9 protein-coding genes and 1 pseudogene are annotated in these 11,162 nt (G+C 66.4%); 3 read left to right on the top strand and 7 right to left on the bottom strand.

What is annotated here, in order from left to right; genetic code table 11:
• Positions 1-306 precede the first annotated feature (306 nt).
• A complete protein-coding gene (locus tag RVF83_RS15990) occupies positions 307-1,209 on the top strand; it encodes a hydroxymethylglutaryl-CoA lyase (protein WP_005193846.1) in 903 nt (300 codons plus the stop codon).
• A gap of 37 nt (positions 1,210-1,246) precedes the next feature.
• On the opposite strand, the gene RVF83_RS15985 is transcribed toward RVF83_RS15990, so the two are convergent.
• Positions 1,247-1,693 carry a universal stress protein gene (locus RVF83_RS15985; protein ID WP_168432678.1) on the bottom strand — a complete coding sequence of 149 codons (447 nt, stop codon included), beginning with the start codon at positions 1,691-1,693 and terminating at the stop codon, positions 1,247-1,249.
• Between the two features lie 178 nt (positions 1,694-1,871).
• Complete coding sequence (gene uvrB, locus RVF83_RS15980; RefSeq protein ID WP_005201068.1) at positions 1,872-4,028, bottom strand: excinuclease ABC subunit UvrB; 2,157 nt, start codon at positions 4,026-4,028, stop codon at positions 1,872-1,874.
• A gap of 325 nt (positions 4,029-4,353) precedes the next feature.
• On the opposite strand from uvrB, the gene RVF83_RS15975 reads away from it, so the two are divergent.
• Positions 4,354-4,938, top strand: a complete 585-nt coding sequence (locus RVF83_RS15975; protein ID WP_005201069.1) for a DUF402 domain-containing protein — start codon at positions 4,354-4,356, stop codon at positions 4,936-4,938.
• 31 nt (positions 4,939-4,969) lie between these two features.
• Here RVF83_RS15975 and coaE read toward each other — a convergent pair whose 3' ends face one another.
• From coaE to RVF83_RS15950, 5 genes are all read right to left on the bottom strand, one after another.
• Positions 4,970-5,866, bottom strand: a complete 897-nt coding sequence (coaE, locus tag RVF83_RS15970) for a dephospho-CoA kinase (RefSeq protein WP_039881261.1) — start codon at positions 5,864-5,866, stop codon at positions 4,970-4,972.
• A 64-nt stretch (positions 5,867-5,930) separates the two neighbouring features.
• The gene (gene aztD, locus RVF83_RS15965; protein WP_005201072.1) at positions 5,931-7,160 is read right to left on the bottom strand and encodes a zinc metallochaperone AztD; all 1,230 of its coding nucleotides are present in this window, start codon (positions 7,158-7,160) and stop codon (positions 5,931-5,933) included.
• A 67-nt stretch (positions 7,161-7,227) separates the two neighbouring features.
• Positions 7,228-7,977, bottom strand: coding sequence for a TetR/AcrR family transcriptional regulator (locus tag RVF83_RS15960; RefSeq protein ID WP_005201077.1), 750 nt, complete (start codon positions 7,975-7,977; stop codon positions 7,228-7,230).
• 146 nt (positions 7,978-8,123) lie between these two features.
• Positions 8,124-9,590: a 30S ribosomal protein S1 gene (gene rpsA, locus RVF83_RS15955; protein WP_005201078.1), complete on the bottom strand. Its 1,467-nt coding sequence runs from the start codon at positions 9,588-9,590 to the stop codon at positions 8,124-8,126.
• 493 nt (positions 9,591-10,083) lie between these two features.
• On the bottom strand, positions 10,084-10,302 hold the full coding sequence (locus tag RVF83_RS15950; RefSeq protein WP_039881262.1) for a family 16 glycosylhydrolase: 219 nt from the start codon (positions 10,300-10,302) through the stop codon (positions 10,084-10,086).
• A gap of 261 nt (positions 10,303-10,563) precedes the next feature.
• Here RVF83_RS15950 and RVF83_RS15945 point away from each other — a divergent pair.
• Positions 10,564-11,140 (top strand): annotated as a pseudogene (locus RVF83_RS15945) (2'-5' RNA ligase family protein).
• The last annotated feature ends 22 nt before the right edge of the window (positions 11,141-11,162 follow it).

The raw sequence follows: 11,162 nt of genomic DNA, 5'->3' as shown, positions 1-11,162 counted from the left end.
GTGGTCGTTCGACGACGCCGCTGACCCGTCCCCCGAGGCGTTCACCGAACAGCCACGAATCATACGCTTTACATCTCTATTGAGATCGAAAGTGATACAGCACATCTCACGTCTGAGGTGCGCGTCACACCAGACACCGAACTGGCGTGACAGATGTGACCTCTCCCGTCACTTACGACACGACGAAGAACTTCGGTCACACAGAGGACGTTGAGTTGCAGTTTGGATTCGGTCGTTCGACCGACATCTACCCGATGGAAGGAATCCCGTCGCGCGGCAGGTTCACGGCGGGGCAAGATTGGGGGCATGACGAGCGTGCAACTGGTCGAGGTCGGCCCCCGCGACGGGCTCCAGAACGAACACACCATCCTGTCGATCGACGAGAAGGTCGAGTTGATCGCGCGCAGTGTCGACGCCGGCGTCCGACGCGTCGAAGCGGTGAGTTTCGTCAACCCGAAGCGTGTTCCACAGATGGCCGGCGCCGAGGAGGTCATGGGGCAGGTTCCGCGCGTCGACGGCGTCTCCTACATCGGCCTGGTCCTCAACCGCCGCGGTCTCGACCGTGCGCTCACCGCCGCCGTCGACGAGGTCAACGCGGTGGTCGTCGCGACCGAGGAGTTCAGCCGGCGGAATCAGGGCTGCAGCGTCGACGAGGGCATCGCCGCAGCGATCGACGTCGTACGCGATGCTCGCGAGGCGGGACTACGGACGACGGTGACCATCGCGGTGTCGTTCGGCTGCCCGTTCTCCGGCGAGGTCGCTCCCGAGTGGGTCGGCGAGATCATCGCGCGCCTGACCGAGGGTGCGGCGCCGGACGAGATCGCCCTGGCCGACACCATCGGCGTCGGCGTCCCGGCTCAGGTGCGCACACTCGCCGATCTGGCGGCCGCACACGCACCGGGTATCCCTCAGCGATGGCATTTCCACAACACCCGCAACACCGGTTACGCCAATGCCCTGACCGCCCTGGACTCCGGCGCCAGCGCTCTGGACGCGTCCATCGGCGGTTTCGGCGGTTGTCCGTTCGCCCCGGCCGCGACGGGCAACATCGCGTCGGAGGACCTGCTCTATGCGCTCGACCGGTCGAACGTCACGACCGGCGTCAACATGTACGGCCTGATCGAGGCCGCGGAATGGCTGGGCAGGTCCTTGGAAAAGAGCGTCCCCGCTCTCCTCGGGCGCGCCGGAGGTTTTCCGGACGCCCGCTGAGTCGGGGACGCTCGTTGCGTTCTTGCGCGTCGGTTGACTAGCCCGTGGTGTGCACGATCAGCACGTCGCACGCCGACTTGCGTGCCACGTCAGCCGGAACCGATCCGAGCAGGCGCCCGGCGATCGAGTTCAGGCCGCGGTTACCGACGACGAGGAGGTCTGCCTTGACGTCACTCACGAGTTGGAGCAGCGCGTCGACCGGCGCGCCCTTGACGGGGCGCTGGACGACGGTGGCGGCTCCGGCCTTGGACGCGCGTTCCTTGGCGGTCCGGAGGATCTCCTCGGTCGGCGTCGAGCCGGTGACCTGGTAGGCCTCGTCCTTCAGGATGTCGGCGGCCTCCCCTGCGCCACGCTCGTTGGGGAAGTATGCGCACGCGATCACCAACTGTGCGCGTTCGCCCGCGAGTGCCCCCGCACGTTCCACCGCCTTCATCGACGACTCCGAGCCGTCGGTCCCGACGACGATGGTCTCGTATGCGCTCATCCCAACCTCCGACATGAATTCGCCTCGCTGCCCATCAGCGAGGCGTCACCTACATCCCCCCATACTGCAGGGTTCTTTCACCGGGACATTAGTTTGCCACGGCGTGTCTGTCCGCCGATCGTGGTGATCGGCACATGGTCGCGATGTTGTGTCTTCAACGGGACCGCAGGTCACAGCCCTATTTGATGCCCGCCGCGTCCATTCCTCTAAGCTCCTTCTTCAAGTCGGCGATCTCGTCGCGCAGCCGCCCCGCCAACTCGAACTGCAGGTCTCGTGCCGCGCTCATCATCTGATCGGTCAGCTGCGACACGAGATCTGCGAGCTCGGCGCGCGGCATGGCCGAGACGTCACGCTTCTCGATCACGCCCGCACTGCCGGCCTTCGACACCTCACCCTGCGCCCGGCGGCCGCGGCTCGCGTTGCGACCCGATCCGCCCACCGCGACAGCCTCGTCCTCGGCCTCGCGGTACACCTGGTCGAGGATGTCGGCGATCTTCTTGCGCAACGGCTTCGGGTCAATGCCGTGTTCCTTGTTGTAGGCGACCTGCTTCTCGCGGCGGCGTTCCGTCTCCTCGATGGCGTTGGCCATCGAGTCGGTGATCTTGTCCGCGTACATGTGCACCTCACCCGACACGTTGCGGGCCGCACGGCCGATCGTCTGGATCAGCGACGTGGTGCTGCGCAAGAACCCTTCCTTGTCCGCGTCGAGGATCGCGACCAGTGAGACCTCCGGGAGGTCGAGACCCTCGCGGAGGAGGTTGATGCCGACGAGGACGTCGTAGTCACCCGACCGGAGTTGGCGCAGCAACTCGACACGACGCAGGGTGTCGACCTCGGAATGCAGGTATCGCACCCGGATTCCGAGTTCCAGCAGGTAGTCGGTGAGATCCTCGGCCATCTTCTTGGTGAGGGTCGTGACGAGGACGCGTTCGTCACGTTCGGTGCGCTGCCGGATCTCGTGGACCAGGTCGTCGATCTGCCCCTTGGTCGGTTTGACCACGACCTGCGGGTCGACCAGCCCGGTCGGGCGGATCACCTGCTCGACGAACTCGCCGTTCGACTGGCCGAGTTCGTACGGTCCCGGCGTCGCCGACAGGTACACGGTCTGACCGATGCGGTCGACGAACTCGTCCCAGGTCAGCGGGCGATTGTCCACCGCAGACGGGAGCCGGAACCCGAACTCGACGAGGTTGCGCTTGCGGGACATGTCGCCCTCGTACATGCCGCCGATCTGCGGCACGGTCACGTGCGACTCGTCGATGACCAGGAGGAAGTCCTCCGGGAAGTAGTCGATCAGCGTCGCCGGTGCACTTCCGGCCGAACGACCGTCGATGTGGCGCGAGTAGTTCTCGATGCCCGAACAGAATCCGACCTGGCGCATCATCTCGAGGTCGTAGGTGGTACGCATCCGCAGGCGCTGGGCCTCGAGGAGCTTGCCCTTGCCCTCGAGCTCGGCAAGGCGTTCCTCGAGCTCTTTCTCGATCGACGCCATCGCGCGCTCCATCCGCTCCGGACCCGCCACGTAGTGGGTGGCCGGGAAGATGCGCAGCGAGTCGACCTGACGGACGACGTCGCCGGTGAGCGGATGCAGGTAGTAGAGCGATTCGACCTCGTCGCCGAAGAATTCGATGCGTACCGCGAGTTCCTCGTAGGACGGGATGATCTCGACGGTGTCGCCGCGGACGCGGAAGCTGCCGCGGGTGAACGCGGTGTCGTTGCGGGTGTACTGCACGTCGACGAGCAGCCGCAGCAGGGCGTCGCGGTCGATCTCCTGTCCCACCTCGAGTTCGACCGAGCGATCGAGGTACGACTGCGGCGTACCGAGACCGTAGATGCAGGACACCGACGCCACCACCACGACGTCGCGACGTGAGAGCAGACTCGACGTCGCCGAGTGGCGGAGTCGTTCGACGTCGTCGTTGATCGACGAGTCCTTCTCGATGTAGGTATCGGTCTGCGCGATGTACGCCTCGGGTTGGTAGTAGTCGTAGTACGAGACGAAGTATTCGACGGCGTTGTTGGGCAACATCTCGCGGAGTTCGTTCGCCAGCTGCGCGGCGAGCGTCTTGTTGGGAGCCATCACCAGCGTGGGGCGCTGCACCTGCTCGATGAGCCAGGCGGTCGTCGCCGACTTACCGGTACCGGTGGCACCGAGGAGCACGATGTCCTTCTCCCCCGCCTGGATCCGTGCGGTCAGATCCTTGATCGCGGCGGGCTGGTCACCGGCGGGCTCGTACTCGCTGACCACCTCGAAGCGGGCTTCGGTGCGCTCGATCTCGCCGATCGGACGGAACTCGGAGTGCGCGAGCACCGGGCGTTCTGCTGCAAAAGCCATAGTGCCAGGGTAAACGCGGACTACGACACGAGTGTTCCCGCGCGCCCGGCACCGGTGCTTTCACGCGCATCCTGCCGGGCACATGCGACCACGGCTTGGCCACCGACAGCCAGCCCTGGAACGCGATGAGCGACGCCATCACCACGGTGGCGAGCACCAACCCCACCGGAGCGGCCGGCACGTGGGCCGCGACGACCCCGGGAGTCGTCGTCCCGCGAGAGAAGAGTTCATCGTTCGACCATGCGCGGACGACCTCGGTCCGCACATCGGGAACATCTCCCATGTTCACCCTGAGACCGGGCGTCGGCCGAACTACATTCGGGGGATGACGAGCAACAGCGGCCCCGCGACGGCCGCGCCGGCCGTACCCCACTCGATGCACCCGCCGAAGCGGGAGGTCTTCGACGTGCCCGCCATGACGAACACCGACAACAAGGGGTTCGTCCGCGAGGTCGAGGAGTACCGCGTCACCGACTATGGCCTCTACATGTCGCGCCCCGCGCCGGGCCACCCGAGATTCGACCACCTCGAGTCGTGGCTTCTTCCCTCATTGGGGTTGCGCGCCAACATCTTCCACTACCAGGGCGGGTATCGGGCGGATCAGCGTCTCTACCTCGACGTCGGCCGGTTCTCCGGCCCCGACGAGCACGGCCGCTGGTACGCCGAGGACTGGTACCTCGACCTCGTCGACGTTCCGGGAGCACCGTTGGAACTGATCGACGTCGACGAGGTCTTCGAAGCTCACCGCTGCGGACTGCTCGACAACGGCCAGTGCGTGGAGGCCGTCGCGATCGCGACCCGCGCGCTCGTCGGGGCGGCCGCGCACGGCAATGACGTACAGGCCTGGCTCGACGATGCGGTCGGCGGCGTGGTGTTCTTCCGGGATCATCGCCTCGATCACGCACGGTGATTCGGCAGGACGGACGACGGACTCGAGCGCCTCAGGCGGTGGTGACCCGAACGGTTGCGGGCCGACCCGGATCGCAGGAGCCGTGAACGCCGGGACCGGCGGGCGCGAACCCGCCGTCCGCGAGGAGCTCGACGAGTTCTGCCGACGCGGCATCGTCGCGTGCGGTGATCTGCAGTTCGACCTTCGCCGCGTCGCTGATCTCGACAGCGGTCGCCCGCTCCCCGGCGATCGCCCACAGCCGGTTGACCAGACGCGCCGCCGGGCCATCCGGATTCGGTTCGGCCGCAACGAGTTCGGGGACCGGATCGGCGACCCGGCGAGCCCGGACGTTGGTCTCGAACGGCACCAGCCGGTCGTCCCAGACCCGCGCGGCGGCAGCGGCGAGATCTTCGGCCGATCCGGAGTTGTCCAGCCAGACGTCGGCGACCGCACGACGCTGCTCGTCGGTGGCCTGCGCGGCGATCCGAGCACGAGCATCGGCCTCGTCGACGCCGCGCATCGTGGTGAGGCGGTGCAGTCGGACGTCGGCGTCGGCGAACACGATCACGACGAGATGGAAGAACGGCGCGGTGTGATTCTCGACCAGCAGCGGGATGTCCTGGACGACGATGGCGTCGTCGGGCGCCGCCGCGAGCAGTTCCTGGGTGCGGGCGCCGATCAGCGGGTGGGTGATCCCGTTGAGCGTTTTCCGCGACTCCTCGTCGACGAACGCCTTGGCCGCGAGGGCGGGACGGTCGAGGCTTCCGTCGGCGGCCAGGATGTCGGAGCCGAAGGCCTCGACGAGCGCGGCAAGGCCCTCCGAACCGGGTTCGACCACCTCGCGGGCGATCTTGTCGGCGTCGATGATGTACGCGCCTCGTTCGACGAAGGTCTTTGCCACGGTCGATTTGCCGGCGCCGATGCCACCGGTCAGTCCAAGCCTGATCACGCCACCAGTCTGGCAAACAGGCTCCTGCCCGGTGCGCACCGGCGCCCCGTGTGTCGCCGTCGCGTCAGCCCGTGACCGCGACGAGTTCGACGGTCTCGTGCGGCAGGGTGGACTCGGCGACCTTCTCACCCGACTCCAGGTCGATCGCGAGGACCTTCTTCGACGCGGGTTCACTGACGTACGCGATGCCGCCCTGCACCACGACATTCGGCATCGGCGACTGCCACTCGTCGGGTTCGGACCACTCCCCGATCGCCGGGATCCGGGCGGTGCGGTTCCCGGTTGGGGCGTCGAAGACGTGCAGCGCGCCGTCCGTTCCGAGGATCACCGCGGAGCCGCCGGGCCCGCGTTCGAGCGACCGGAAGCTGTAGGAGGTACCGAGGTCGACCAATCGGAGGTCGCCGGTGCGGGTATCGGTGAGAGAGAAGCGCGTAGGCCGTTCGAGTTCCGCGTCCTCGTCACTCTTGTAATCCCCCAGCACGATCGGGGACCCGTGGTCACCGGCCTGGTTACCGATTCGGCCATAGGGGTCCGGGCTGGACACCTTGCGGATGTCGGTGCCGTCGACGATCAGGATCCCGTCCTCACAGCCGAAGGTCAGGCGTCCGTCGGACGCGGCCGCCTCGCCGTGGACACCGGGACATTCGTCGTTGCGGACGATCTCGGCCCGCTCCTTGTCCAGGATCGCGATACCGCTGCGCGATTCCTCGTCGCCGCGTGTGACAACCACCGATCCGTCCCCGCGGAACACCGCCACACCGTGATGGGGTTGTGGGACCGTGAACGTGGTGGCGACCGGGTTGCCGCGCAGCAGTTCTGCGGGTTCGACGATGTCGACCTGTCCGGTGCCGTCACTGAACAGACTGATGCGCGAGTCGTGGACCACGACATGTCCGGGTTCCGCTCCGCCGAAACGCATCTCGGTGAGCGACGGCTGGGTCGTGTAGTGATGCCCGTGGTCGCCGTGCGCCTTCGTCCAGGTCCCGGCGTCGAGGACCCGGAACCCGTCGGCCTCGGAGACGAACACATGCCGCCCGTTGCCTGCGCTGTTCAGTCGAACGAACCCGTCGAGGGGAAGGTCGGCGACCTGATCGAGTGTGGTCGCGTCGAGCACGAGGATTCCACCGTCGTAGCTGAGTGCGAGTCGCGGTGTCGCGCTTTGCTGTTCCGCGGGTCCGCTCGAGGACTCGGCGGACGGGGTCACCTGCTCGGTGTCACCGCATGCGACGAGCGCGATGGAGGACGCCGCGAGCAGGGCGAGGGAACGGGTCAGAGTTGTCCGTGGTGATAGCACTCGGACAGTCAACCGTCTAATGAAAATGATTGTCAACAACGCATGGTTACCGGCGACACGAGAGGAGTCAGGCGTCGCCGATCAGCGGCGCCAACCCGTCGAGCAGTCGCGCCAGGCCGAAATCGAACACCTCGTCGGGAGCCCCCGGCGCCTGATGATGCTCGCCTGCAACGGTTCCCACGCGATCGGCGAGCGGGAACTCGCCTTCGGGGATCACCGCGTCGAGTTCGGGTGCGACAGCCTCCCACCACTCCACGTCGGTCATGCCGCTGTCGGCCACCGCCGCGTCGGCCGCCAGTGCCTCCCGGGCGTTGCCGGTCACGAAGGCGGACAGGAGACCGAGGATGTGGTCGCGGTCGAGGTCCGAGACGTCCAGGGGTTCGAGCAGTTCGAGTTGGCGTTCGTAGCGGGCGAGCCGATGGGGGCCGAGAACCTGGCGCCACGGATTGGCGTCGATCAACCAGGGATGGGCCAGGTATTCGGCCCGCAGGTGGCGTGCGACCTCGGCGAGGGACTCCCGGATGGTCGAAGCCGGCCCAGGCATCGGATCGCCGGCGACCTGGTCCACCATGAGCGCGACCAGAACGTCTCGCGTGGGCACGTAGGTGTAGAGGGTCATCGGGCCGACGCCGAGCTCGGCGGCGAGTGTCCGCATCGACACCGCGGCCAGTCCTCGCTCGTCCGCGAGCGTGATCGCCTTGCCGACGATCTCGTCGACGGTAACCCGTTGGCGCGGACCACGCCTGGGCGCCTGAGGCTCCCGGCGTCCACGCCACAGCAACCGAACCAGGGCCCGCGCATCATCAGCGGTCGACACGTTGCACCCTTTCCGTACAGCGTACGAGATCAATACCGTACCCACCGGGTCCCGGCCGGTGTGGCAGGGACACGAAAACCCTCCCGGGAAGTTTCCCGGGAGGGCTTTCGTGTGCTCAGTGCAGATCTACTGCGGGAGCGGAGCTATCAGGCGTTGCCCGACAGCTTCTCGCGCAGAGCGGCGAGCTGCTCGTCACTGGCCAGCGAACCGCCGGTGGACGCGCCACCGGTGTTCGACGAGCCACCGCGGCTCTCCGAAGCCGACGAGTAGTCGGTCGGTGCGTTGGCAGCCTCGGCTGCCGCAGCGGCGAACTTCTCCATCTGGGCGGTGTGCATCTTGTGGCGACGCTCGGCCTCGGCGTACCGGGCCTCCCATGCCTCACGCTGCTTCTCGAAGCCTTCGAGCCATTCGTTGGTCTCGGCGTCGAAACCCTCGGGGAAGATGTAGTTGCCCTGCTCGTCGTAGCTGTCGGCCATGCCGTACTTCGAGGGGTCGAACTCCTCGGTGTAGTCCTCGTTGGCCTGCTTGAGGCTCAGCGAGATACGACGACGCTCGAGGTCGATGTCGATGACCTTGACCATCGCATCGTCGTTGACGGCGACAACCTGATCCGGCACCTCGACGTGACGCTCGGCCAGCTCGGAGATGTGGACCAGACCCTCGATGCCCTCGTCGACGCGGACGAACGCACCGAACGGCACCAGCTTGGTGACCTTGCCCGGGACGATCTGACCGATCGCGTGGGTACGGGCGAACTGGCGCCACGGGTCTTCCTGAGTAGCCTTGAGCGACAGCGAAACACGCTCGCGGTCCAGGTCGACGTCGAGGACCTCGACGGTGACCTCGTCGCCCACGGCGACGACCTCGGACGGGTGATCGATGTGCTTCCAGGACAGCTCGGAAACGTGGACCAGACCGTCGACGCCGCCGAGATCGACGAACGCACCGAAGTTGACGATCGAGGACACGACGCCCTTGCGGACCTGGCCCTTCTGCAGCTGGTGCAGGAACTCGCTGCGGACCTCGGACTGGGTCTGCTCGAGCCATGCACGACGCGACAGGACCACGTTGTTGCGGTTCTTGTCGAGCTCGATGATCTTGGCCTCGATCTCCTTGCCGATGTACGGCTGCAGATCGCGGACGCGACGCATCTCCACGAGCGATGCCGGGAGGAAGCCGCGCAGGCCGATGTCCAGGATCAGGCCGCCCTTGACGACCTCGATGACGGTGCCCTTGACGGCCTCGTCCTTCTCCTTGAGCTCCTCGATGGTGCCCCAAGCCCGCTCGTACTGCGCACGCTTCTTGGAGAGGATCAGACGGCCTTCTTTGTCCTCCTTGGTGAGGACCAGGGCCTCGACCTCGTCACCGACGTTGACGACCTCGTTGGGGTCAACATCGTGCTTGATCGACAGTTCGCGAGAGGGGATGACGCCTTCGGTCTTGTAACCGATGTCGAGCAGAACCTCGTCCCGATCGACCTTGACGATGGTGCCTTCCACGATGTCGCCATCGTTGAAGTACTTGATCGTGGAGTCGATGGCGGCGAGAAAGTCCTCGGCAGTGCCAATGTCATTGATGGCTACTTGCGGCGAGGTGATCGTGGGGGACGACATATGTTGAGTTGCTCCGGACAGGTGTGTAGTAGGTACAGTTCTTGACGTATTGCGCGGCACAAAACCCCTGATCAGAAGCATTTCGACCGGGGCGTGTGCCTGTCGCGCGTCATCGAGCGCACGCGCGTTCTCAAAGCCTACTCCAGCGGCATTGTGCTGGGCAAATGCCCTCGAGACGGCCACGCCGGGCGCACCCTGCAACGGCCCCTCGGATGACTTCGGCCGGATCGTGAGGCGTCAGGAACCCGGGTGCCGCTCCCCGGTGACCGAGTCGAGGAGAGAACGCAGCCGTGACCTCCGCCGGAATCGTGGACATGTCCCGTCCGGACACAGCGCACAGTCGGTGCCCGCCCGGTGATGCCGGTGTGCCGACCGGTCGTGACCGCACCGGCAGATGTCGTCGTCCACCCGGGAGAGGTTACCGGTCTCCCCCCTCGACGCCGGGTTCGACGAGTCGTCGGTCACGCCGGTCCCACTTCGGTGCACGTTCTTGCTAGACCGGATACTCGGCGACCCAGTCGACGAACATCTTCCCTCCGGGCGCCGTCACGCCGCCGAAGTTGTCGAGCTGCAGACACAGATGCATGGCACGCGGCGGAAACCGCGCGGTGTCGGTGGTCACGGCCCACCGGACGCCGTCGAGATACACCGCGATCCGGTCCGGGGTCCACTCGACCGCCCAGCTGTGCCACATCGTGGCGTCGGCGAACAAACCCGGAACAACCTGAGCGACACGAATTAGGTTGCGCGGCCAACGTTTACCGAATCGGCCAGAAAGAATCCGGCTGAGTATTGGCTCCTTGCCGGTACCACATAACACGTGCTATTCGTCCGCACGGATCACTCTCGATACTCTGAGGTACGCGCACGAAATACGACTCAATCGCGCTGTGACACGAGTGCCGCGGCAACCGTCCAGGCGATCGTGGGCCGAACCACCGGGTGCTGCACGCGTCTCTGGTTGACTGGTTCCGTGGCACATTCGATCGAGTTGTTACCCGACGACGACACCGACGCCTGGGTGCGGCGCCGCTGGTCGGCGCTCGCCGACGTCGGCCTTCCCAGTGCGCAGCGCGTGCGATCGGACACCAACCGTCCGCACGTCACCCTGTTGGCGGCCGGCCACATCACGTCGGCCGCCGATGCCGCCCTCGGTCCCGCCGCCCAGCGCCTACCGTTGCGGTGCATCATCGGGGCACCGGTCGTGTTCGGACACGGGTCCCGCCACACCCTGGCCCTGCTCGTCGTCCCCAGCACCGAGTTGCTGTCGCTCCACGCCCAGGTGGCACGCACGGTTCGCCCTCACACGGTTCACCCGGACGACGCCGCGGCCGGCGCCGAGAACCCGAGCACTTTCGCGCACGTCGAACCGGGCGGGTGGACCCCGCACATCACTCTGGGACGCCGCTTCACGTACCGCCAGATCGGCGAGGCCCTCGCCACGCTCGAACCACTGGGGTGAACCCGACCGGATCTGCACCTTCACCGCGCTGCGACGCTGGAATCCCGACGCCGGTACCGAGCACGTCGTGGCCGGTCGCGCCTGCTGACCAACAAAGATGTGAACCGAGT

Origin of the sequence: Gordonia rubripertincta (assembly GCF_038024875.1) — a bacterium.
In the GTDB taxonomy this organism is placed as follows: domain Bacteria; phylum Actinomycetota; class Actinomycetes; order Mycobacteriales; family Mycobacteriaceae; genus Gordonia; species Gordonia rubripertincta.
This window is presented reverse-complemented; position numbering and strand designations above follow the sequence as displayed.

Bases quoted from the DNA above. Each gene is read 5' to 3' on its own strand.
- RVF83_RS15975 (WP_005201069.1), top strand. From the start codon at position 4,354: ATGACGAGCAACAGCGGCCCCGCGACGGCCGCGCCGGCCGTACCCCAC.
- RVF83_RS15990 (WP_005193846.1), top strand. From the start codon at position 307: ATGACGAGCGTGCAACTGGTCGAGGTCGGCCCCCGCGACGGGCTCCAG.
- uvrB (WP_005201068.1), bottom strand. From the start codon at position 4,028: ATGGCTTTTGCAGCAGAACGCCCGGTGCTCGCGCACTCCGAGTTCCGT.
- RVF83_RS15985 (WP_168432678.1), bottom strand. From the start codon at position 1,693: ATGAGCGCATACGAGACCATCGTCGTCGGGACCGACGGCTCGGAGTCG.
- rpsA (WP_005201078.1), bottom strand. From the start codon at position 9,590: ATGTCGTCCCCCACGATCACCTCGCCGCAAGTAGCCATCAATGACATT.